This window comes from Kribbella sp. NPDC055110, assembly GCF_053607525.1.
The window spans coordinates 158,313-181,030 of the sequence record NZ_JBSGTS010000013.1 but is presented as its reverse complement, the minus strand read 5'-3'; the positions used below and the strand labels follow the sequence as shown (position 1 = coordinate 181,030).

Sequence of the window (22,718 nt, the reverse complement as noted above, 5' to 3'; positions counted from 1 at the left end):
TAGGTGGTGGTGTGTAGGGAGAAGTTCGGGGGTGGAGACGGTCACCAGCTGGACTTGGTCACGCCGGGCAGCTCGCCCCGGTGCGCCATCTCCCGCAGGCAGATCCGGCACAGGCCGAACTTGCGGAAGACCGCCTTCGGCCGGCCGCAGCGCTGGCAGCGCGTGTAGCCACGCACCGCGAACTTCGGCTTCCGGGCCTGCTTGACCTTGAGTGCTGTCTTCGCCACGTCAGTTCTCCTTGAACGGGAAGCCGAGCGACCGCAGCAGGGCCCGACCCTCGTCGTCGTTCTTCGCGGTGGTCACCACGGTGATGTCCATGCCCCGGACCCGGTCGATGCGGTCCTGGTTGATCTCGTGGAACATCACCTGCTCGGTCAGACCGAAGGTGTAGTTCCCGGTGCCGTCGAACTGCTTCGCGGACAGGCCGCGGAAGTCGCGGATCCGGGGCAGCGCGAGCGCCAGCAGCCGGTCCAGGAACTCCCACATCCGGTCGCCGCGCAGCGTCACGTGGGCGCCGATCGGCATCCCCTCACGCAGCTTGAACTGCGCGATCGACTTGCGGGCCTTGGTGACCTGCGGCTTCTGGCCGGTGATCGCGGCCAGGTCCTTCACCGCGCCCTCGATCAGCTTCGAGTCGCGAGCCGCCTCGCCGACGCCCATGTTCACCACGATCTTGGTGAGCCCGGGCACCTGCATGACGTTCTCGAACTTGAACTGCTCGTGCAGCTGGCCGACGATCTCCTCGCGGTACTTCGTCTTCAGCCGCGGCTGGACCTTGGTCTCCGATACTGCGGTGGTCATCAGATCTCCTCGCCGGTACGCCGGGCGATCCGGACGCTCCGGTAACCCGTGTACGTCGAACCGTCGGGACGGCGCTTCTGCACCTCGACGCGGTTGTAGCCGACGCGCGTGGTCACCTTCTCCTTCTTGCCGTCCTTCTCGACCTCGACGACAAGCGCCACGTTCGAGACCTGGATCGGGGCTTCCTGGGTGACGATGCCACCGGTGGTGCCGCCGCGCTGGGCCTGCTGCACCTTGGTGTGCTTCTTCACCCGGTTGACGCCCTCGACGATGACCTTCTCGTCGTCGGGGAAGACCTGGATGATCTTGCCCTCGAGGCCCTTGGACCTACCGGCGATCACGCGGACCTGATCGCCCTTCTTCACGTTCAGCTTCTTCTGCTGGGCCATCTCAGAGCACCTCCGGCGCAAGCGAGATGATCTTCATGAAGCGCTTCTCGCGCAGCTCCCGGCCGACCGGCCCGAAGATACGGGTACCGCGCGGCTCGCCGTCGGCCTTCAGGATCACCGCGGCGTTCTCGTCGAAGCGGATGTAGGAGCCGTCCGGACGCCGGCGCTCCTTCACGGTCCGCACGACGACCGCCTTGACGACGTCACCCTTCTTCACACCACCGCCGGGGATCGCGTCCTTGACGGTGGCGACGATCGTGTCACCGACACCGGCGTAGCGCCGACCGGAGCCACCGAGAACGCGGATGCACAAGATCTCCTTGGCACCCGTGTTGTCGGCGACCTTCAGTCGCGACTCCTGCTGGATCATCTGTTGATCTCCTGGTTGTCTCGCTGGTTCTCAGCTGGGCCGAGCCTTGCGGAACGAATAATTTCGATTGGTTGCCGGCCTGGTACTCGACGTACCCGGACGGGAACTACTTGGCCTTCTCGAGGATCTCGACGACGCGCCAGCGCTTGGTCGCCGACAGCGGCCGGGTCTCCATCAGGAGGACGCGGTCGCCGGTGCCGGCGGCGTTCTGCTCGTCGTGCGCCTTGAGCTTGCTGGTACGCCGGATGACCTTGCCGTACAGCTTGTGCTTGACCCGGTCCTCGACCTCGACCACGACGGTCTTGTCCATCTTGTCGCTCAGCACCAGGCCCACCCGGGTCTTGCGGTGGCTGCGCGCCTCGGGGGTCGTGCTCACGGTCTCGTCCTTCGTGTTCTCGGTCATGCGTTCGCCTTCTCACTGTCGTCCGCAGGCTCGTCGGCCTCGGTCTCGGCCTCGGCAACCGGGGCGTCGACCTCCTCGGTGATCCCGAGCGCACGCTCGGACAGCACCGTGTAGATGCGGGCGATGTCCTTACGGACGGCGCGCAGCCGGCCGTGGGACTCCAGCTGGCCCGTGGCAGCCTGGAACCGGAGGTTGAACAGCTCCTCCTTGGCTTCACCGAGCTTGGTCATCAGCTCGTCCCGGCCGAGGTTGCGCAGCTCAGCTGCGGTCACGGTGGTAGCCATCAGTTCTCACCTGCCTCTCGGGTGATGAAGCGGCACTTCATCGGCAACTTGTGGATCGCGCGGCGCATCGCCTCGCGAGCGATGTCCTCCGGTACGCCGGACAGCTCGAACATCACGCGACCGGACTTGACGTTGGCGATCCACCATTCCGGCGAACCCTTACCGGAACCCATCCGGGTCTCGGCCGGCTTCTTGGTCAGCGGACGGTCCGGGTAGATGTTGATCCACACCTTGCCGCCACGCTTGATGTGCCGGGTCATCGCGATACGCGCGGCCTCGATCTGCCGGTTGGTGACGTAGTGGCTCTCCAGCGCCTGGATGCCGAAGTCACCGAAGGCGAGCGTCGTACCACCCTTGGCCGCGCCGGAGCGCGTCGGGTGGTGCTGCTTGCGGTGCTTGACCTTGCGGGGGATGAGCATTGTTCAGCTCTCCGTTCCGGTCGTCTCGGCGGGCTTGTCAGCCGCCGGCGCGGACGCCTCGGCCGCCGGAGCGGCGTTGTTGTCACGACGGTTGTCACGACGGTCGCCACCACGGCCACCACGGTCACCACCGCGACCGCCACGGTCACCACGGTCGCCACCGTCACGACGGGCCGGACGGCCACGCTGCTGGGTCGCGGCGCGAGCAGCGGCCTGCGCCTCACGCTCGGCGCGAGTGCCGGCGACGTCGCCCTTGTAGATCCAGACCTTCACGCCGATCCGGCCGAAGGTCGTCCGGGCCTCGTAGAAGCCGTAGTCGATGTCGGCCCGCAGTGTGTGCAGCGGGACGCGACCCTCGCGGTAGAACTCCGACCGCGACATCTCCGCGCCACCGAGCCGGCCGGAGCACTGGATCCGGATGCCCAGGGCGCCGCCACGCATGGTGGTCTGCATCGCCTTGCGCATCGCGCGGCGGAACGCCACGCGGCCGGACAGCTGCTCGGCCACACCCTGTGCGACCAGCTGAGCGTCGACCTCGGCGTTCTTCACCTCGAGGATGTTCAGCTGCACCTGCTTGCCGGTGAGCTCCTCCAGGCTGCCCCGAATCCGGTCCGCCTCGGCGCCGCGGCGACCGATGACGATGCCCGGACGAGCGGTGTGGATGTCGACCCGGACCCGGTCACGGGTGCGCTCGATCTCCACACGGGAGATACCGGCGCGCTCCATGCCCTTGCTCAGCAGGCGACGGATCTTGACGTCCTCGCCCACGTAGTCCTTGTACAGCTTGTCGGCGTACCAACGACTCTTGTGATCGGTGCTGATGCCGAGACGGAACCCGTGCGGGTTAACCTTCTGTCCCACGTCAGGACTCCTTCTTCTCAGCGGTGGCCTTCTTGGTGGCCGCCTTCTTGGCGGTCGCCTTCTTGGCCGGCTTCTCGGCGGCCTCGGCCGGCTTGTCGGCAGCCTTCTTGGCAGCCTTCTTCGCCGGTGCCTTCTTCGCCGTGTCCGCGGTGTCCGCGGACTTCTTGGCGGCCGCCTTCTTGGCCGGTGCCTTCTCGACCGGCTCGTCGGTGACCCGCGGCGTGACCACGATGGTGATGTGGCTGGTCCGCTTGTCGATCCGGGTGGCCCGGCCCTGTGCACGCGGGCGGTGACGCTTCAGCGTCGGTCCCTCGTCCACCAGGACCTTGGCCACGACCAGGTCGGCCCGGCTCAGGTGCTCGGTGCCCTCGGCGTTCGCCGCGGCGCTGTCGACGACCTTGTACACGGTCGCGGCAGCGGCCTGCGGGGCGAACTTCAGAGTGGCGAGTGCGTCGTCGACGCCCAGACCGCGCACCAGATCCCCCACGCGGCGCGCCTTCATCGGCGTCACGCGGACGAAGCGCGCGACCGCGAAAGCCCCGGGCTGCTCGCCCAGCAGGCTCTCGCGACGGGCGCTGATCGCCCTACGCTCTTGAACGCTCATGATGTTCGAATCTCTCCGTAGATTGCTTTCGCTTCGTCACTGTCCTCGCGGATCAGCGACGCCGTGACTTCCGGTCGTCCTTCTCGTGACCCTTGAACGTCCGGGTCGGGGCGAACTCGCCGAGCTTGTGCCCGACCATCGAGTCCGTCACGAACACCGGCACGTGCTTGCGGCCGTCGTGCACCGCAATCGTGTGGCCGATCATGTCCGGCACGATCATCGATCGGCGAGACCAGGTCTTGATGACGTTCTTGGTGCCCAACTCGTTCTGCACCTCCACCTTCTTTGCCAGGTGGTGGTCGACGAACGGGCCCTTCTTCAAGCTGCGTGGCATTGTGGCCGGCTCCTATCAGCGCTTCTTGCCGGCCTTGCGGCGCCGGACGATCATTCGGTCGCTTTCCTTGCGGGTGCGGGTCCGGCCTTCCGGCTGGCCCCACGGTGACACCGGGTGGCGACCACCCGAGGTCTTACCCTCACCACCACCGTGCGGGTGGTCGACCGGGTTCATCGCGACACCGCGGACGGTCGGGCGCTTGCCCTTCCAGCGCATCCGGCCCGCCTTGCCCCAGTTGATGTTCGACTGCTCGCCGTTGCCGACCTCACCGAGGGTGGCGCGGCAGCGTACGTCGACCATCCGGACCTCGCCGGACGGCATCCGCAGGGTAGCCATCCGGCCCTCCTTGGCGACCAGCTGAATGCTGGTACCGGCGGAGCGGCCCATCTTGGCGCCACCGCCCGGACGCAGCTCGACAGCGTGGATCGTGGAACCGACCGGGATGTTGCGCAACGGCAGGTTGTTACCGATCTTGATGTCGGCGGCCGGGCCGTTCTCGACGACGGTGCCCTGCTTCAGGTTGGTCGGGGCGAGGATGTAGCGCTTCTCGCCGTCGACGTAGTGCAGCAGTGCGATCCGTGCGGTCCGGTTCGGGTCGTACTCGATGTGCGCGACCTTGGCCGGCACGCCGTCCTTGTCGTACCGCTTGAAGTCGATCAGCCGGTACGCCCGCTTGTGACCGCCACCGTGGTGCCGGGTGGTGATCTTGCCGGAGTTGTTCCGGCCGCCCTTCTTCGGCAGCGGACGCAGGAGCGACTTCTCGGGGGTCGAACGGGTGAGCTCGACGAAGTCGGCCACGCTCGAGCCACGGCGGCCCGGCGTCGTCGGCTTGTACTTGCGGATTCCCATTACGACTGGCCTCCGAAGATGTCGATGCGGTCGTCGCCCTTGAGGGTCACGATCGCCCGCTTGGTGTCCGGGCGCTTACCGAAGCCGGACCGGGTCCGGCGCCGCTTGCCCTTGCGGTTGAGGGTGTTGACGTCGCTGACCTTGACCTTGAAGACCTTCTCGACCGCGAGCTTGATCTCGGTCTTGTTGGCGTCCGGTGCGACCTCGAACGTGTACTTCTGCTCGTCCAGCAGGCCGTAGCTCTTCTCGCTCACGACCGGCCGGAGCAGCACGTCGCGGGGGTCCTTGTTGACTCCGTGGCTCATGCCTCTACCTCCTCGGCCTCAGTCGACGTTGCGACGGCCTTGACTGACTTGCCCTTGGGCGCGCCGGCGACGAACGAGTCGAGCGCGCTCTTGGTGAACACGACCGCGTCGCTGCACAGCACGTCGTACGCGTTGAGCTGGTCGGCGGCGATCAGGTGCACGTGCTGCACGTTGCGCAGGCTCAGCCAGGTGACCTCGTCGGCGCGGTCGACGACGACCAGCGCCTTACCCGGCTCGGTCACCTCGCTCAGCACCTTCAGGGCCGACTTGGTGGAGGGCTTGTCGCCGTCCACGAAGCTCTCGACCACGAACACCTGGCCGTCCCGGGCCCGGTCCGACAACGAGCCGCGGAGCGCGGCGGCGATCATCTTCTTCGGGGTCCGCTGGCTGTAGTCGCGCGGCGTGGGGCCGAAGACGACGCCACCACCGGTGAACTGCGGCGCGCGGGTCGAACCCTGGCGGGCGCGACCGGTGCCCTTCTGGCGGTACGGCTTGGCGCCACCGCCGGACACCTCGCCCCGGGTCTTCACCTTGTGCGTGCCCTGGCGGGCCGCGGCCAGCTGGGCCACCACGACCTGGTGGATCAGCGGCACGTTGACCTGGACGTCGAACAGCTCGGCCGGAAGCTCGGCGGAACCCTTCTTGCTGACCTTGTCGCCCTTGACGACGACGACGTCGACGGTGCTCACTTAGCAGCTCCCTTCGCGGCGTTGCGGATCAGCACGAGGCCGCCCTTGGGGCCTGGTACGGCGCCCTTCAGCAGGATCAGGCCGCGCTCGGTGTCGATCGCGTGCACCGACACGTTCTGCGTGGTGACCTGCTCGGCGCCCATCCGGCCCGCCATCCGCAGGCCCTTGAAGACCCGGCCCGGGGTGGCGCAGCCGCCGATGGAACCCGGCGAGCGGTGCTTCTTGTGCACACCGTGGGTGGCGCGCAGACCGTGGAAGCCGTGCCGCTTCATGACACCGGCGAAACCCTTGCCCTTGCTGGTCGCGGAAACGTCGACCCGCTCACCGGCCTCGAAGGCCTCGGCCTTGATCTCCTGGCCCAGGGTGTACTCACTGGCGTCGGCGGTGCGCAGCTCCAGCAGGTGGCGCCGCGGCGTCACGCCGGCCTTGTCGAAGTGACCGCGCATCGGCTTGGTCACCTTCCGCGGGTCGATGTCGCCGAAGGCGATCTGGACGCCGTCGTACCCGTGGCTGGCCGAGGTGCGGACCTCGGTCACGACGCACGGGCCGGCCTGGACCACGGTCACGGGGACGACGCGGTTGTTCTCGTCCCAGGTCTGGGTCATGCCGAGCTTGGTGCCCAGCAGACCGCGCGTGTTCTTTAGCTTGCTCATTGGCTGTTCGCGTCCCTCAGAGCTTGATCTCGATGTCGACGCCGGCCGGCAGGTCGAGACGCATCAGCGAGTCGACGGTCTTCGGCGTGGGGTCGATGATGTCGATGAGCCGCTTGTGGGTGCGCATCTCGAAGTGCTCGCGGCTGTCCTTGTACTTGTGCGGCGAGCGGATGACGCAGAACACGTTCTTTTCCGTCGGCAACGGCACCGGGCCAGCAACCTTCGCACCAGTACGCGTCACCGTGTCGACAATCTTGCGTGCCGAGCTGTCGATGACCTCGTGGTCGTAGGCCTTCAGCCGGATGCGGATCTTCTGTCCCGCCATCGCTTCGCTTTGTCCTTCTCTATCGTCTTCGCCTTCGTTGCTCCGACCCCCGCGGTCGGGTGTGTCGCGTGCGCGGAACGCACGTGACCTACCGCTTCGTCGACCTGGATTGGAGATCGGGGACCGGTCTCGGACCGGAACCCGGCAAGGTCTCCGGTCCGGCGCACCAGCCGGGTCAAGAGGACCTGGGGCGCGCCCCGGCGGCCTCGCCTGAGCAACCTGAATATTGTGCCATCGATCGGCATCGGAACGCCAATCGGGTGGCTTTCACGCCTGATCCGGTACCACCTGAGCGCCGGATCGGGCGCAAAAGCAGAGGTCCGCGGGGGCTCAGTGAGCGAGCCCTCGCGGACCTCGTGAGATCACTTGATGATCTTGGTGACCCGGCCGGCGCCGACGGTGCGGCCACCTTCACGGATCGCGAACTTCAGACCGTCCTCCATGGCAATCGGCTGGATCAGCTCGACCGACATGTCGGTGTTGTCGCCCGGCATGACCATCTCGGTGCCCTCGGGCAGCGTGACGACACCGGTGACGTCGGTGGTGCGGAAGTAGAACTGCGGGCGGTAGTTCTGGAAGAACGGCGTGTGACGGCCGCCCTCCTCCTTCGAGAGGATGTAGACCGACGCCTCGAAGTTCGTGTGCGGGGTCGTGGTGCCCGGCTTGATGACGACCATGCCGCGCTCGACGTCCTCGCGCTTGGTGCCACGAAGCAGCAGACCGACGTTCTCGCCGGCCTGGCCCTCGTCGAGCAGCTTGCGGAACATCTCGATACCGGTGACCGTGGTGGTCTGCTTGGTCTCGCGGATGCCGATCAGGTCGACGGTCTCGTTGACCTTGACGACACCGCGCTCGATCCGGCCGGTGATGACCGTGCCGCGACCCGTGATGGTGAAGACGTCCTCCACCGGCATCAGGAACGGCTTGTCGATCTCGCGCTCCGGCTGCGGGATGTAGTTGTCGACCGCGTCCATCAGCTCGAGGATCGACTCACCCCACTTGGCGTCGCCCTGCAGTGCCGGGTGCGCCGCGACCTTGACAACCGGTGCGTTGTCGCCGTCGAACTCCTGCTCCGAGAGCAGCTCGCGAACCTCGAGCTCGACGAGCTCCAGGATCTCCTCGTCGTCGACCATGTCGCACTTGTTCAGGGCGACGACCATCGCCGGCACGCCGACCTGACGGGCGAGCAGCACGTGCTCACGCGTCTGCGGCATCGGGCCGTCGGTGGCGGCGACGACCAGGATCGCACCGTCCATCTGGGCCGCACCGGTGATCATGTTCTTGATGTAGTCCGCGTGACCCGGGCAGTCGACGTGGGCGTAGTGCCGGGCCTCGGTCTGGTACTCGACGTGCGCGATGGAGATGGTGATACCGCGCTGACGCTCTTCCGGCGCCTTGTCGATCTGATCGAAGGCCGACGCCTCGTTGAGGGTCGGGTACTTGTCGTGCAGCACCTTGGTGATCGCCGCGGTAAGCGTGGTCTTACCGTGGTCGATGTGACCGATGGTACCGATGTTGACGTGCGGCTTGGTCCGCTCGAACTTCGCCTTCGCCACTGGGGCCCTCCTGGATAAATGTTGACTACGCCGTACGCCGACGCGCTGTGGGTGTGGTGGTCAGGAACGAGAAGTTACTCGCCCCGGGCCTTCTTGATGATCTCTTCCGCCACGTTCTTCGGAACCTCGGCGTAGGAATCGAACTGCATCGAGTAGGACGCGCGGCCCTGGGTCTTGGACCGCAGGTCGCCGACATACCCGAACATCTCGGACAACGGCACCAGGGCCTTGATGGCCCGGCTGCCACCGGGGCCTTCGTCCATCGACTGGATCTGGCCGCGGCGCGAGTTGAGGTCGCCGATCACTTCACCCATGTAGTCCTCGGGGGTGATGACCTCGACCGCGAACATCGGCTCCAGGATGACCGGAGTCGCCCGGCGGGCGGCATCCTTGAAGGCCATCGAACCGGCGATCTTGAAGGCGAGCTCGGACGAGTCGACATCGTGGTAGGCGCCGTCGGTCAGCGTGACCTTGACGTCCACCATCGGGTAGCCGGCCAGTACGCCGAACTCCATCGCCTCCTGGGCGCCCTCGTCCACCGACGGGATGTACTCCCGGGGGATGCGGCCACCGGTGACGGCGTTGACGAACTCGTAACCGCCTTCGCCGCCGGCCTCGACCGAGGTCGGCTCGACGTTGATGATCACACGCGCGAACTGACCCGAACCACCGGTCTGCTTCTTGTGCGTGTAGTCGACCTTCTCGACCTTCTTCTTGATGGTCTCGCGGTAGGCGACCTGCGGCTTGCCGACGTTGGCCTCGACGCGGAACTCGCGCTTCATCCGGTCGACCAGCACCTCGAGGTGCAGCTCGCCCATACCGGCGATGATCGTCTGGCCGGTGTCCTCGTCGGTCCGGACCTGGAAGGTCGGGTCCTCCTCGGCGAGCCGCTGGATCGCGACGCCCAGCTTCTCCTGGTCGGCCTTCGACTTGGGCTCGATGGCGACCGAGATGACCGGGGCCGGGAACTGCATCGACTCCAGCACGACCGGCTTGGCCGGGTCGCACAGGGTCTCACCGGTGGTGGTGTCCTTCAGGCCCATCACGGCGACGATGTGGCCGGCGCCGATCGCCGCGATCTCCTCACGCTTGTTCGCGTGCATCCGGTAGATCTTGCCGATCCGCTCCTTGCGGCCCTTCGTCGGGTTCAGCACCTGGGTGCCGGTCTCGAGCTTGCCCGAGTACACCCGGATGAAGGTCAGCTTGCCCAGGTGCGGGTCGGCCGCGATCTTGAACGCCAGCGCCGAGAACGGCTCGCTGTCGTCCGGCTTGCGCAGCACGACCTGCTCCGCGTCCCGGACGTCGTGGCCCTCGATGGCCGGGACGTCGATCGGGCTCGGCAGGTAGGCGTTGATCGCGTCGAGCAGGGGCTGGACGCCCTTGTTCTTGAACGCGGTGCCGGTCAGGACCGGGGTCAGCTTGCTGGCGATGGTCGCCCGGCGGATGGCCGCGACGATCTGCTCCTGGGTGGGCTCGTCGCCCTCCAGGTACATCTCCATGATCTCGTCGTCGGCCTCGGCCAGCGTCTCGATCAGCTTGTCGCGCCACTCGGCGGCGATCTCGGTGTGGGTCGCCGGGATCTCCTCGACGGTGTAGTCCTCACCCATCGTGGTCTCGCCGCGCCACGTCAGCGCGCGCATCCCGATCAGGTCGACGACGCCGATGAAGTCGGCCTCGGACCCGATCGGCAGCTGCAGCACCAGCGGCACCGCGGCCAGCCGGTCGACGATCATGTCGACACAGCGCATGAACTCAGCGCCGGTCCGGTCCAGCTTGTTCACGAAGCAGATGCGGGGTACGCCGTACCGGTCGGCCTGACGCCAAACGGTCTCCGACTGCGGCTCCACGCCGGCGACACCGTCGAACACGGCGACGGCACCGTCGAGGACACGCAGCGAACGCTCCACCTCGACGGTGAAGTCGACGTGGCCCGGGGTGTCGATGATGTTGATGGTGTGGTCTTTCCAGGTGCAGGTCGTCGCGGCGGACGTGATCGTGATGCCGCGCTCCTGCTCCTGCTCCATCCAGTCCATCGTGGCGGCGCCGTCGTGGACCTCACCGATCTTGTAGGTGATACCGGTGTAGAAGAGGATCCGCTCGGTCGTCGTCGTCTTGCCGGCGTCGATGTGGGCCATGATCCCGATGTTGCGGACCTTGGCCAGGTCGGTGGTGATTTGTACGGCCACCTCGGTGGTCTACCTCTCGATTCTGTACTGCGTCAAAGGGGTGAGCGCTGGGGTCCGGATCGGACCCCGGATCACCAGCGGTAGTGGGCGAAAGCCTTGTTGGCTTCGGCCATCTTGTGCGTGTCCTCGCGGCGCTTCACCGACGCACCGAGACCGTTGGACGCGTCCAGGATCTCGTTCATCAGGCGCTCGGACATGGTCTTCTCGCGACGCGCACGGGAGTACGACGTCAGCCAGCGCAGGGCGAGCGTGGTCGAGCGACCCGGCTTGACCTCGATCGGCACCTGGTACGTGGCACCACCGACGCGGCGGCTCTTCACCTCGATGCTCGGCTTCACGTTGTCCAGCGCACGCTTCAGCGTGATCACCGGGTCGGTGCCGGTCTTGGTGCGAGTGCCCTCGAGCGCGTTGTACACGATGCTCTGCGCGATCTGCTTCTTGCCGTCGACCAGGATCTTCGAGATCAACTGGGTGACGAGCGGCGAACTGTAGACCGGGTCGATGATGACCGGGCGCTTCGGGGCGGGGCCCTTGCGCGGCATTAGCTCTTCTCCTTCTTCGCGCCGTAGAGGCTGCGAGCCTGCTTCCGGTTCTTCACACCCTGGGTGTCGAGCGAACCGCGGATGATCTTGTACCGGACACCCGGGAGGTCCTTCACCCGACCACCGCGCACGAGCACGATCGAGTGCTCCTGCAGGTTGTGGCCGACGCCGGGAATGTAGGCGGTGACCTCGATGCCGCTGGTCAGGCGGACACGCGCAACCTTGCGAAGCGCGGAGTTCGGCTTCTTCGGCGTGGTCGTGTAGACGCGCGTGCACACACCACGACGCTGAGGGGAACCCTTCAGGGCGGGCGTCTTGTTCTTGGACACCTTGTCCTGGCGGCCCTTGCGGACCAGCTGGTTAATGGTGGGCACCGCGTGGGTCTCTTTCTGTCGTCCGGCTGGGTTTGTAGCTTTTGCCTGACCCCCGCGGTCGGGTGTGTCGCGTGCGCACGAGCAGACCGAAGCCGTAATCTTCCAGACTGTCGGCAGGAGTCCCGTGCCACGCGGCCCGATCCGTTGGACGAGGGGCACGCATGACGGCCCGAGAAAGACCCCGGGCACGATCGTTAAGACTAGCGGGTGCCTCAAGTGCGGTCAAAATGAGTAAAAGACCGCGGTCGGAGACGTTCCGCTAATCCATAGTACAGGGCCTCCGGAGTGACTCTTGGCAAGCGCTTCCAGAGGCCCTGACCTGGTGTCGTCAGACGCGGAACTCGACGTCCGTTATCAGGCCGTCGGCGACCCGGTAGAGGGCGAGCTGCGGGGTGGATCCGCCGTCGTCGTACGCGACCACGTGCTCCACCACCCACTCCCCCAGCATCAGCCGCTGGACGACCTCGGTCTTGCACTGGCCGGCGGCGAAGCGCGGGCGGTAGAACTCGCGCAGGAACCGGCGGCCCTTGAGTTCGGCGCCGTCCGCGAGCAGGATCCGGGCGTTCGGCGAGTACATGGCCAGGAAGGCCTCGAGGTCGTGGGCGGCGTACGCCGCGTGCTCCCGGCCGATCACCCGCGCGGCCGGGGTGTCGGCCGTGACGGGTGCCGTCACGGGTGCCGTCACGGGTGTAAGGGCGGGTGCAGGGGCGGCTGCAGGGGTGGCAGGGACAGGTGCAGGGGCCGGCTGAGTAGCGGGTTCAGCCGGGGCTTCCTGGACCGCGACGGCCGCCTTGGCTGCGGACGGCGTACGGCGGGTTGAAGTGGTCTTCTTCTTGGCCGGGGGTGGGACGAGGAGCTTGCCGTCCGCGCCAGGCTCTTCGCCGAGGTGGGCGATCGCCCAGTCCAGAGCCTTGGTGACGGCGGCGCGTGATTCTTCGGTGTGGTCGAGCATGTCGAACCCGTGGTGCCCTTTCGGTACGTCGATGATGTCCAGCGCGGCGCCGCCCGCGGAGACGAACTCCGCTACCGGACCGGCGAGCTCCTCACGCTCGAGTCCAGCTCTGGTCAGCAGCACCGGCAGGTCCTTGTGTTTGCCGATCACTTCGGCGGCGGTTACCAAATCGTCGACACCGGGCGGGGTGGCGAGCAGGGGGTAGGTCAGGGCGACGAAGCGCAGCCAGTCGGGGCGGCTGTCCAGCCACTCCCCGGCCAGCAGGCCGGCGCCGGAGAAGAACCACAACCCGACCCGATCGGGGTCAACTCGTGGGTCGGAACGCAGTACGCCGACCGCGGCCTCCACCTCGTCCGCGGCCGCGACCAGTCGGTCGAGGCCGTGAATCAGGCTGTGGTCGACGACCGCGGCCACCAGGCCCAGCCTGGCGGCAGCCGTCGCGTAGCCCTTGTAGACCGGCCAGTCCCGAGGCATCACCTCGAGGCCGGCCGGGCCAGGTCCCCCGTGCACGAAAAGAATTGCGCCGCCTCGGGCGGTACCGGGCGGGCGGTACAAGTCGATCTCCCCCAGGCGATCGACGCGTACGTCAGAACCTTCCAGAACCCCCAAGACGAAAGGCCGCAGGTAGGCCGGCAGATCCGTCATGCACCAATCTTGGCGCATGACGGGCACGCTGTGTGCCGCCACCCCGAGTGTCTTTCCCAAACCGCCGCACGAGGTCCGCAAGAACCAGCAAATCGCACCACCAAACACCCCAAAGCGCCGCCCAAACCTCACGCGCCACAAGCCCACCCCGCCCCCGCCCCCTCCCTCACGCGCCACAAGACCCACCCCGCCCCCGCCCTCTCCCGCACCCCGCAAGAGTCCCCGCCCACTTCCGCAGCACGACTCCCCAAACCGGTTCGGGAACGAGACCCACCCAGACCGGGGAGGATCATCCACCCGGATCGAGGTGCTCGCCTCCCCGAACCGGTTTGGGCGACGGAGGGGGCCGCGGGAGCTCGGCGTTGGAAGGGGTGGTGGCTCGGATCGGATATGCACAGGTGGCGAATGGCCGGGCGGGACGGGTGGTAGGCGGTGCATCTTCTCTGGCAGCGGATCCGCGGGCGATCCGCCGAGAGGAGTTCCATGCGAAACGTCGAAGCGGTGCCGGACGCCGGCCCACCTGACGAGATGGCCGACAGACTGACTCGGTTGTTCAGGGAGCTGTGTCACCGGCAGTCGGGCGCCTTCAGCAGACAGCAGGCGGTAGCACACGGGATCACGGACAAGGTCCTTTCGCGGCGGCGCCGTGCGCGTCAGATCCAGCAGGTCCACGGCGGGGTGTACGTCGACTTCACCGGGCCGCTGCCGTGGGAAACCAGGGTCTGGGCCGCCTGGCTCGCCTACGGCCCGGATGCCGCCCTCACCGGCGCCACGGCGCTGCGCTGGTACGGCGTCGAGGGCGTTGGCGGAGACGATCGCATTCACCTCGCGGTACCGCATTCGCGCAGGGTCGACCAGCGGGCCGGGGTTCTCGTCAGCCGCCATCGCGGTTTCGCAGCGCAACTACACGGCTCCCGGACTCCCCCGATCGTGCGGCTCGAAGTCGCGGCTCTGATGAGAGCGAGTGCAGACCCGAACGCGTCCCGGCAGGCCGCTCTGCTACTCGATGTCTGCCGCCAGCGCGCCTCTACTCCCCAGCGTCTGCTCGCCGAACTCGACTCGCTCAAAAGACTGCCCGCTCGCCAGGTACTCCGCCGGGTCGTACTGGACGCGGCGGACGGTGTGCAGTCGTTCCTGGAGCAGGTCTACTTGCGCCGGGTCGAGCGGGCGCATGCCCTGCCGACCGCTGAGCGGCAGGTCCGGGTCGAGTCGACGGACGGGTCTGGCCGACGCGTCCGTTATCGCGACGCCCTGTACTCGCCTTACGGACTCGTCATCGAGCTCGACGGGCACGCCGGTCACTCGGACTCCGAGTCGCGGTGGCGGGACATGCACCGGGACAATTCCACGGCGATGAGCGGCCAGCTGACCCTGCGATTTGGCTATCAACTGCTCGACGAGCCATGCCTGGCAGCCACGCAGGTGGCTACTGCGCTCCGCCTTCGAGGCTGGACCGGCACCGCGCGCGCCTGCTCGGCCAGTTGTTCCGTCGCTCGCAAGGCCGCCTAGACAGTCTGGGGAGGTTGCTCTGCCCAGAACGGGCAGCGGCCGTCCCCAAATCGGTTTGGGGCGGGCAGTGCCTCGAGGAGACAGGGCGAGGGCGGCGCCTCCCGGATCGGGAAGCGCCGCCCTCGGTATCAGTTCTTCATCGCCCCGTGCGGGGCGCGGTGACTCGGCTCAGTTCTGGTACGAACCGAGGTCGAAGTCGTCGAGCGGGACCGACTGTCCGCTGGACGGGCCGAAGTCGTAGTCGTACGACTCGTAGCCGACCATCGAGTACATCGCGGCCTTCGCCTCCTCGGTGGGCTCCACCCGGATGTTGCGGTACCGGTCCATGCCCGTACCGGCCGGGATCAGCTTGCCGATGATGACGTTCTCCTTCAGACCGACCAGCGAGTCGGACTTGCCGTGGATCGCGGCCTCGGTGAGGACGCGGGTCGTCTCCTGGAAGGAGGCGGCCGACAGCCACGACTCGGTCGCCAGCGAGGCCTTGGTGATCCCCATCAGCACCGGACGACCCGAGGCCGGCGTACCGCCCTCGGCCACGACGCGACGGTTCTCCGCCTCGAACATGATCCGGTCCGCGAGCTCACCCGGCAGCAGGTTCGCCTCGCCGGACTCGATCACCGTGACCCGGCGCAGCATCTGCCGGACGATGATCTCGATGTGCTTGTCGTGGATGGCCACACCCTGCGACCGGTACACCTCCTGGACCTCGTCCACCAGGTGCTCCTGCGCCTTGCGGACACCCAGGATGCGCAGGACCTCCTGCGGGTCCGGCGTACCCTGCGTCAGCTGCTGACCGACCTCGACGTGCTGACCGTCCTCGATCAGCAGGCGGCCACGCTTCGACACCGGGTAGGCGACCTCCTCGGAACCGTCGTCCGGGGTGAGCACCAGCTTCCGGGTCTTGTCGGTGTCCTCGATCGCGATCCGGCCCGCGGCCTCCGAGATCGGCGCCTTGCCCTTGGGCTGACGCGCCTCGAACAGCTCGACCACACGCGGCAGACCGTGGGTGATGTCATCACCCGCGACGCCACCGGTGTGGAAGGTCCGCATCGTCAGCTGCGTCCCCGGCTCACCGATGGACTGGGCCGCGATGATGCCGACCGCCTCGCCGATGTCGACCGGCTTGCCGGTCGCCAGCGAACGGCCGTAGCACTTCGCGCAGGTACCGGTCTTGGCGTCACAGGTGAGCACCGACCGGACCTTGACCTCCTCGAGCCCGGCCGCGACCAGCTTCGCGATCGACACGTCGCCCAGGTCGGCGCCGCCGGCGAGGACGACGTTGCCGTCGGCGTCCAGGGCGTCGGTGGCCAGGGTCCGCGCGTACGCGCTGGTCTCCACGTTCTCGGCGTGCACGACCTTGCCGGACGGGTCCTTCTCGCCGATCTGCTTCGGCAGGCCCCGCTCGGTGCCGCAGTCCTCCTCGCGGATGATCACGTCCTGCGACACGTCCACCAGACGACGGGTCAGGTACCCCGAGTCGGCGGTCCGCAGCGCGGTGTCGGCCAGACCCTTCCGCGCGCCGTGGGTGGCGATGAAGTACTCGACCACCGACAGGCCCTCACGGAAGTTGGACTTGATCGGCCGGGCGATGATCTCGCCCTTCGGGTTGGCCACCAGGCCACGCATACCGGAGATCTGCCGGATCTGCATCATGTTGCCTCGGGCGCCCGAGTGCACCATCATCCAGATCGGGTTGTCCTTGGCGAAGTTCTCCTCCATCGCCTTACCGACCTCGGCGTTGGCGCCGGTCCAGATCTCGATCAGCTCCTGGCGCCGCTCGGACGAGGTGATCAGACCTCGCTCGAACTGCTTCTGGACCTTCTCGGCCTGGGCCTCGTACCGCGCCATGATCTCCGGCTTGGACGGCGGCGTGCTGAAGTCGTCGATCGACACCGTCACACCGGAACGCGTGGACCAGTAGTAACCCAGGTCCTTCAGTGCGTCCAGCGCGTGCGCGACCTCGACCTTGGTGTACCGCTCGGCCAGGTCGTTGACGATCCCACCGAGCTGCTTCTTGCCCACCTCGGTGTCGACGAACGGGTAGTCCGACGGCAGCGCCTCGTTGAACAGCGCCCGGCCAAGAGTGGTCTCCAGAGCGAAGCCACCGTCGGCCGTCTCGAGCGCGCCTTGCGGTGCGGCCGAACCGTTGAGCCGGATGGTGATCTTGGCCTGCAGCGCCAACTCCTTGCGGTCGAAGGCCATCAGCGCCTCGGCCACCGAGCTGAACGCGCGGCCCTCACCGAGGGCACCGTCCTTCAGCATCGTCAGGAAGTAGATGCCGATGATCATGTCCTGGGTCGGCATCGTGACCGGACGGCCGTCGGCCGGCTTCAGGATGTTGTTCGTCGACAGCATCAGGATCCGGGCCTCGGCCTGCGCCTCGGCCGACAGCGGCAGGTGTACCGCCATCTGGTCACCGTCGAAGTCCGCGTTGAACGCGGAGCAGACGAGCGGGTGGATCTGGATCGCCTTGCCCTCGATCAGCTGCGGCTCGAACGCCTGGATGCCCAGCCGGTGCAGGGTTGGTGCACGGTTGAGCAGGACCGGGTGCTCGGTGATGACCTCTTCCAGCACGTCCCAGACCTGGGCGCGCTGACGCTCGACCATCCGCTTGGCGGACTTGATGTTCTGCGCGTGGTTGAGGTCGACCAGCCGCTTCATCACGAACGGCTTGAACAGCTCCAGCGCCATCGCCTTCGGCAGACCGCACTGGTGCAGCTTCAGCTGCGGGCCGACCACGATGACCGAGCGGCCCGAGTAGTCGACGCGCTTGCCGAGCAAGTTCTGACGGAACCGGCCCTGCTTGCCCTTGAGCATGTCGGACAGCGACTTCAGCGGCCGGTTGCCCGGGCCGGTGACCGGACGGCCACGGCGGCCGTTGTCGAACAGCGCGTCGACGGCCTCCTGCAGCATCCGCTTCTCGTTGTTGACGATGATCTCCGGCGCGCCCAGGTCGAGCAGTCGCTTGAGCCGGTTGTTCCGGTTGATCACCCGGCGGTACAGGTCGTTCAGGTCCGACGTGGCGAACCGGCCACCGTCGAGCTGGACCATCGGCCGCAGGTCCGGCGGGATCACCGGAACGCAGTCGAGCACCATGCCCATCGGGCTGTTGTTCGTCGCCAGGAACGCGGTGACGACCTTCAGCCGCTTCAGGGCGCGGGTCTTGCGCTGGCCCTTACCGGTCTTGATCGTCTCGCGCAGGTTGTCCGCCTCGGCCTTCAGGTCGAAGGTCTCCAGCCGGCGCTGGATCGCGGCGGCACCCATGGCGCCCTCGAAGTACTTGCCGAACCGCTCCTTCATGGCGCGGTAGAGGATCTCGTCGCCCTCGAGGTCCTGGACCTTCAGGTTCTTGAACCGGGTCCAGACCTCGTCGAGGCGGTCGATCTCGCGCTGCGAGCGGTCGCGCAGCTGCTTGACCTCCCGCTCGGCGCCTTCCTTGACCTTGCGGCGTACGTCGGCCTTGGCGCCCTCGGCCTCGAGCTGCGCCAGGTCCTCCTCGAGCTTCTTCATCCGCTGCTCGATGTCGTTGTCACGACGGTTCTCGAGCTGCTTGCGCTCCACGTCCACGCGACCCTCGAGCGAGGACAAGTCGCGGTGCCGCGACTCCTCGTCGACGTCGGTGATCATGTACGCCGCGAAGTAGATGACCTTCTCCAGGTCCTTCGGGGCGAGGTCGAGCAGGTAGCCGAGCCGCGACGGGACACCCTTGAAGTACCAGATGTGGGTGACCGGCGCGGCCAGCTCGATGTGGCCCATCCGCTCGCGGCGCACCTTGGAACGGGTGACCTCGACGCCACACCGCTCGCAGATGATGCCCTTGAACCGAACGCGCTTGTACTTGCCGCAGTAGCACTCCCAGTCCCGGGTGGGACCGAAGATCTTCTCGCAGAACAGACCGTCACGCTCGGGCTTGAGCGTCCGGTAGTTGATCGTCTCGGGCTTCTTGACCTCGCCGTGCGACCACTGGCGGATTTCATCCGCGGTCGCCAGGCCGATCCGAAGCTCGTCGAAGAAGTTCACGTCGAGCACGATGTGTTATCTCCCGATTGTAAAGATGGTCTGAGTGAGTTGGTTGTTGATCTCAAGCGCCAACGCGCTCAGACCTCCTCGACGCTGTTCGGCTCACGCCGGGACAGGTCGATGCCCAGTTCCTCCGCTGCACGGAAGACGTCCTCCTCGCTGTCGCGCATCTCGACCCGGCTTCCGTCGGACGAGAGCACTTCCACGTTCAGACACAGGGACTGCATTTCCTTGACCAGAACCTTGAAGGACTCCGGGATACCCGGCTCCGGAATGTTCTCGCCCTTGACGATCGCTTCGTACACCTTGACGCGGCCGACCACGTCGTCCGACTTGATGGTCAGCAGTTCCTGCAGCGCGAAGGCGGCGCCGTAGGCCTCCAGGGCCCACACCTCCATCTCGCCGAACCGCTGGCCGCCGAACTGGGCCTTACCGCCCAGCGGCTGCTGCGTGATCATCGAGTACGGACCGGTCGAACGCGCGTGGATCTTGTCGTCGACCAGGTGGTGCAGCTTCAGGATGTACATGTAGCCGACACCGACCGGTTCCGGGAACGGCTCACCCGAACGACCGTCGAACAGCTTCGCCTTGCCCTGCCCGTTGACCATCCGGACGCCGTCCCGGTTCGGCAGCGTGGAGCTGAGCAGGCCGGTGACCTCCTCCTCCGTGGCGCCGTCGAACACCGGAGTGGCGACGTTCGTCATCGGCTCGGCCGCACCGGCGCCGATCTTGATCAGCCGCTGCGCCCACTCCTCCTCGTTCTCCGGGTCGACCTCCCAGCCGCGGGAGGCGATCCAGCCGAGGTGGGTCTCCAGCACCTGGCCGACGTTCATCCGGCCGGGCACGCCCAGCGGGTTCAGGATCACGTCGACGTGGGTGCCGTCCTCGAGGAACGGCATGTCCTCGACCGGCAGGATCTTGGAGATGACGCCCTTGTTGCCGTGCCGGCCGGCCAGCTTGTCGCCGACCGAGATCTTCCGCTTCTGGGCCACGTAGACGCGGACCAGCTGGTTGACACCCGGCGGCAGCTCGTCGCCGTTGTCCCGGTCGAAGACGCGGACACCGATGACGGTGCCCTCCTCGCCGTGCGGGACCTTCAGCGACGTGTCGCGGACCTCGCGCGCCTTCTCACCGAAGATCGCGCGCAGCAGCCGCTCCTCCGGGGTCAGCTCGGTCTCGCCCTTCGGCGTCACCTTGCCGACCAGGATGTCACCGGTGGTGACCTCGGCGCCGATCCGGATGATGCCGCGCTCGTCCAGGTCGGACAGCATCTCGTCGGAGACGTTCGGGATGTCCCGGGTGATCTCCTCCGGGCCCAGCTTGGTGTCCCGGGCGTCGACCTCGTGCTCCTCGATGTGGATCGAGGTCAGCAGGTCCTGCTGCACGACGCGCTGGCTGAGGATGATCGCGTCCTCGTAGTTGTAGCCCTCCCACGTCATGAACGCGACCAGCATGTTGCGGCCGAGGGCCATCTCGCCCTCGTCGGTGCACGGACCGTCGGCCAGCGGCGTACCGACCTCGACCCGCTGACCGGCGTCCACCAGCGGGCGCTGGTTGATGCAGGTGCCCTGGTTCGAGCGGCGGAACTTCGCCATCCGGTAGGTCTGGTACGTGCCGTCGTCGGCGGCGATCTCGATCAGGTCGGCCGAGACCTCCTTGACCACACCGGGCTTGTCGGAGACAACCACGTCTCCGGCGTCGACCGCACCGCGGAACTCCATGCCGGTACCGACCAGCGGGGCGTCCGAGGTGATCAGCGGCACCGCCTGGCGCTGCATGTTCGAACCCATCAGCGCGCGGTTGGCGTCGTCGTGCTCGAGGAACGGGATCAGCGCGGTCGCCACCGACACCATCTGGCGCGGCGAGACGTCCATGTAGTCCACGTCGTCGACCGGCACGAGCTCGACCTCGCCGTGGCGGCGACGGACCAGCACGCGCTCCTCGGCGAACCGGTTGTCGTCGTTCAGCGCGGCGTTCGCCTGCGCGATGACGAACCGGTCCTCCTCGTCGGCGGTCAGGTAGTCCACCTGGTCGGTGACCTGGCCGTCGACGACCTTGCGGTACGGCGTCTCGACGAAGCCGAACGCGTTCACCCGGCCGTACGACGCGAGCGAGCCGATCAGGCCGATGTTCGGGCCTTCCGGGGTCTCGATCGGGCACATCCGGCCGTAGTGCGACGGGTGCACGTCGCGGACCTCGAAGCCGGCCCGCTCACGGCTCAGACCACCCGGGCCGAGCGCGTTCAGCCGGCGCTTGTGGGTCAGGCCCGCGACCGGGTTGGTCTGGTCCATGAACTGCGACAGCTGGGAGGTGCCGAAGAACTCCTTCAGCGCCGCCACCACCGGACGGATGTTGATCAGGGTCTGCGGCGTGATCGCCTCGACGTCCTGGGTCGTCATCCGCTCCCGGACCACGCGCTCCATCCGGGCCAGGCCGGTGCGCAGCTGGTTCTGGATCAGCTCGCCGACGGTCCGCAGCCGGCGGTTGCCGAAGTGGTCGATGTCGTCTTCCTCGACCACGATCTCGCCGGTCGGGGCGGGCAGCTCGGTCTTGCCTTCGTGCAGCGCGACCAGGTACTTGATCGTGGCGACGATGTCGTCGACGGTCAGCACCGCCATGTCGTGCGCCTCGTCACGGCCGAGCTTCTTGTTGATCTTGTAGCGACCGACCTTGGCCAGGTCGTAGCGCTTGCCGTTGAAGTAGTAGTTCTCCAGCAGCGCCTGCGCGGCCTCGCGGGTCGGCGGCTCACCCGGACGCAGCTTGCGGTAGATGTCGAGCAGCGCGTCGTCCTGGCCGGACGTGTGGTCCTTCTCCAGGGTCAGGCGGATCGACTCGTAGTCCCCGAACTCCTCGAGGATCTGCGCGTCGGTCCAGCCGAGCGCCTTCAGCAGCACGGTGACGTTCTGCTTGCGCTTGCGGTCGAGGCGGACGCCGACCATGTCCCGCTTGTCCACCTCGAACTCCAGCCACGCGCCGCGCGACGGGATGATCTTGGCGGTGAAGATGTCCTTGTCGGACGTCTTGTCCGGGGTGCGCTCGAAGTACACACCGGGCGAACGGACGAGCTGCGACACGACGACACGCTCGGTGCCGTTGATCACGAAGGTGCCCTTGCGCGTCATCAGCGGGAAGTCACCCATGAAGACGGTCTGGCTCTTGATCTCGCCGGTCTCGTTGTTCATGAACTCGGCGGTGACGAACAGCGGAGCGGAGTACGTGACGTCCCGCTCCTTGCACTCGTCCACCGTGTTCTTCGGCGGCTCGAAGCGGTGGTCGCGGAACGACAGCGACATGGTGCCGCTGAAGTCCTCGATCGGGGAGATCTCCTCGAAGATCTCTTCCAGGCCGCTGGGACCGGACAGGTCCGACCGGCCCTCGGCCTCGGCGGCGGCCACGCGGGCCTGCCAGGTTTCGTTACCGACCAACCAGTCGAAACTATCCACCTGCAACGCAAGCAGATCCGGAACCTGGAGAGGCTCGGAGATCTTTGCGAAGGAGATGCGGCGGGGGCCGGTGACGTTGGAAATGCTGTCGGACTGGGGGTTGCGCGAGGCGACCAAGGGGCGTCCTTCCACGGGCTCGCAAAATCACATCGGTGCTGGGAGCGCACGCCAAGCCGCCCCAGTCAAGTTGAGAACTCGAGCGAGG

General features: G+C 67.0%; 23 protein-coding genes. 1 reads left to right on the top strand and 22 read right to left on the bottom strand.

Annotation, left to right across the window (positions count from 1 at the left end; translation table 11 throughout):
• Positions 1 to 41 precede the first annotated feature (41 nt).
• From ACWF0M_RS21990 to ACWF0M_RS21895, 20 genes are all read right to left on the bottom strand, one after another.
• Positions 42 to 227: a type Z 30S ribosomal protein S14 gene (locus tag ACWF0M_RS21990; protein ID WP_012923674.1), complete on the bottom strand. Its 186-nt coding sequence runs from the start codon at positions 225 to 227 to the stop codon at positions 42 to 44.
• Between the two features lies 1 nt (position 228).
• The gene (gene rplE / locus ACWF0M_RS21985; protein WP_452237539.1) at positions 229 to 801 is read right to left on the bottom strand and encodes a 50S ribosomal protein L5; all 573 of its coding nucleotides are present in this window, start codon (positions 799 to 801) and stop codon (positions 229 to 231) included.
• On the bottom strand, positions 801 to 1,190 hold the full coding sequence (gene rplX, locus ACWF0M_RS21980; protein WP_452237538.1) for a 50S ribosomal protein L24: 390 nt from the start codon (positions 1,188 to 1,190) through the stop codon (positions 801 to 803). Before rplX ends, rplE begins: the two co-directional genes overlap by 1 nt.
• A 1-nt stretch (position 1,191) precedes the next feature.
• On the bottom strand, positions 1,192 to 1,560 hold the full coding sequence (gene rplN / locus ACWF0M_RS21975) for a 50S ribosomal protein L14 (RefSeq protein ID WP_012923677.1): 369 nt from the start codon (positions 1,558 to 1,560) through the stop codon (positions 1,192 to 1,194).
• A gap of 106 nt (positions 1,561 to 1,666) precedes the next feature.
• Entirely contained in the window at positions 1,667 to 1,963 is a 297-nt protein-coding gene (gene rpsQ / locus ACWF0M_RS21970; protein WP_452237537.1) for a 30S ribosomal protein S17, read from the bottom strand.
• Positions 1,960 to 2,247: a 50S ribosomal protein L29 gene (rpmC, locus tag ACWF0M_RS21965; protein ID WP_134120245.1), complete on the bottom strand. Its 288-nt coding sequence runs from the start codon at positions 2,245 to 2,247 to the stop codon at positions 1,960 to 1,962. The genes rpsQ and rpmC overlap by 4 nt, the downstream gene beginning before the upstream one ends.
• On the bottom strand, positions 2,247 to 2,666 hold the full coding sequence (rplP, locus tag ACWF0M_RS21960) for a 50S ribosomal protein L16 (RefSeq protein WP_452237536.1): 420 nt from the start codon (positions 2,664 to 2,666) through the stop codon (positions 2,247 to 2,249). The genes rpmC and rplP overlap by 1 nt, the downstream gene beginning before the upstream one ends.
• A gap of 3 nt (positions 2,667 to 2,669) precedes the next feature.
• Entirely contained in the window at positions 2,670 to 3,527 is an 858-nt protein-coding gene (gene rpsC, locus ACWF0M_RS21955; protein ID WP_452237535.1) for a 30S ribosomal protein S3, read from the bottom strand.
• Position 3,528: 1 nt separating this feature from the next.
• Positions 3,529 to 4,131, bottom strand: a complete 603-nt coding sequence (rplV, locus tag ACWF0M_RS21950) for a 50S ribosomal protein L22 (protein ID WP_452237534.1) — start codon at positions 4,129 to 4,131, stop codon at positions 3,529 to 3,531.
• A gap of 52 nt (positions 4,132 to 4,183) precedes the next feature.
• Positions 4,184 to 4,465, bottom strand: coding sequence for a 30S ribosomal protein S19 (rpsS, locus tag ACWF0M_RS21945; protein ID WP_452237533.1), 282 nt, complete (start codon positions 4,463 to 4,465; stop codon positions 4,184 to 4,186).
• A gap of 15 nt (positions 4,466 to 4,480) precedes the next feature.
• A complete protein-coding gene (rplB, locus tag ACWF0M_RS21940; protein WP_130384642.1) occupies positions 4,481 to 5,314 on the bottom strand; it encodes a 50S ribosomal protein L2 in 834 nt (277 codons plus the stop codon).
• Positions 5,314 to 5,619 (bottom strand): 50S ribosomal protein L23, encoded by a 306-nt coding sequence (gene rplW, locus ACWF0M_RS21935; protein ID WP_130384643.1) that lies wholly within the window; start codon positions 5,617 to 5,619, stop codon positions 5,314 to 5,316. The genes rplB and rplW overlap by 1 nt, the downstream gene beginning before the upstream one ends.
• Positions 5,616 to 6,308 (bottom strand): 50S ribosomal protein L4, encoded by a 693-nt coding sequence (gene rplD, locus ACWF0M_RS21930; RefSeq protein WP_452237532.1) that lies wholly within the window; start codon positions 6,306 to 6,308, stop codon positions 5,616 to 5,618. The genes rplW and rplD overlap by 4 nt, the downstream gene beginning before the upstream one ends.
• Positions 6,305 to 6,961: a 50S ribosomal protein L3 gene (gene rplC, locus ACWF0M_RS21925; RefSeq protein ID WP_452237531.1), complete on the bottom strand. Its 657-nt coding sequence runs from the start codon at positions 6,959 to 6,961 to the stop codon at positions 6,305 to 6,307. Before rplC ends, rplD begins: the two co-directional genes overlap by 4 nt.
• 16 nt (positions 6,962 to 6,977) lie before the next feature.
• Positions 6,978 to 7,286: a 30S ribosomal protein S10 gene (rpsJ, locus tag ACWF0M_RS21920; protein ID WP_012923688.1), complete on the bottom strand. Its 309-nt coding sequence runs from the start codon at positions 7,284 to 7,286 to the stop codon at positions 6,978 to 6,980.
• Between the two features lie 362 nt (positions 7,287 to 7,648).
• Positions 7,649 to 8,842, bottom strand: a complete 1,194-nt coding sequence (gene tuf, locus ACWF0M_RS21915) for an elongation factor Tu (protein WP_452237530.1) — start codon at positions 8,840 to 8,842, stop codon at positions 7,649 to 7,651.
• A 74-nt stretch (positions 8,843 to 8,916) separates the two neighbouring features.
• The gene (gene fusA / locus ACWF0M_RS21910) at positions 8,917 to 10,977 is read right to left on the bottom strand and encodes an elongation factor G (RefSeq protein WP_452237571.1); all 2,061 of its coding nucleotides are present in this window, start codon (positions 10,975 to 10,977) and stop codon (positions 8,917 to 8,919) included.
• 122 nt (positions 10,978 to 11,099) lie between these two features.
• Positions 11,100 to 11,570, bottom strand: coding sequence for a 30S ribosomal protein S7 (gene rpsG / locus ACWF0M_RS21905; RefSeq protein WP_130384648.1), 471 nt, complete (start codon positions 11,568 to 11,570; stop codon positions 11,100 to 11,102).
• A complete protein-coding gene (gene rpsL, locus ACWF0M_RS21900) occupies positions 11,570 to 11,944 on the bottom strand; it encodes a 30S ribosomal protein S12 (RefSeq protein WP_130384649.1) in 375 nt (124 codons plus the stop codon). The genes rpsG and rpsL overlap by 1 nt, the downstream gene beginning before the upstream one ends.
• A 328-nt stretch (positions 11,945 to 12,272) precedes the next feature.
• On the bottom strand, positions 12,273 to 13,541 hold the full coding sequence (locus ACWF0M_RS21895; RefSeq protein WP_452237529.1) for a nuclear transport factor 2 family protein: 1,269 nt from the start codon (positions 13,539 to 13,541) through the stop codon (positions 12,273 to 12,275).
• 483 nt (positions 13,542 to 14,024) lie between these two features.
• On the opposite strand from ACWF0M_RS21895, the gene ACWF0M_RS21890 reads away from it, so the two are divergent.
• Entirely contained in the window at positions 14,025 to 15,050 is a 1,026-nt protein-coding gene (locus ACWF0M_RS21890) for a hypothetical protein (protein ID WP_452237528.1), read from the top strand.
• A 168-nt stretch (positions 15,051 to 15,218) separates the two neighbouring features.
• On the opposite strand, the gene ACWF0M_RS21885 is transcribed toward ACWF0M_RS21890, so the two are convergent.
• Together ACWF0M_RS21885 and rpoB are read right to left on the bottom strand one after the other, a co-directional pair.
• Positions 15,219 to 19,079: a DNA-directed RNA polymerase subunit beta' gene (locus ACWF0M_RS21885; RefSeq protein WP_452237527.1), complete on the bottom strand. Its 3,861-nt coding sequence runs from the start codon at positions 19,077 to 19,079 to the stop codon at positions 15,219 to 15,221.
• Positions 19,080 to 19,147: 68 nt separating this feature from the next.
• A complete protein-coding gene (rpoB, locus tag ACWF0M_RS21880; RefSeq protein WP_452237526.1) occupies positions 19,148 to 22,630 on the bottom strand; it encodes a DNA-directed RNA polymerase subunit beta in 3,483 nt (1,160 codons plus the stop codon).
• Positions 22,631 to 22,718 lie beyond the last annotated feature (88 nt).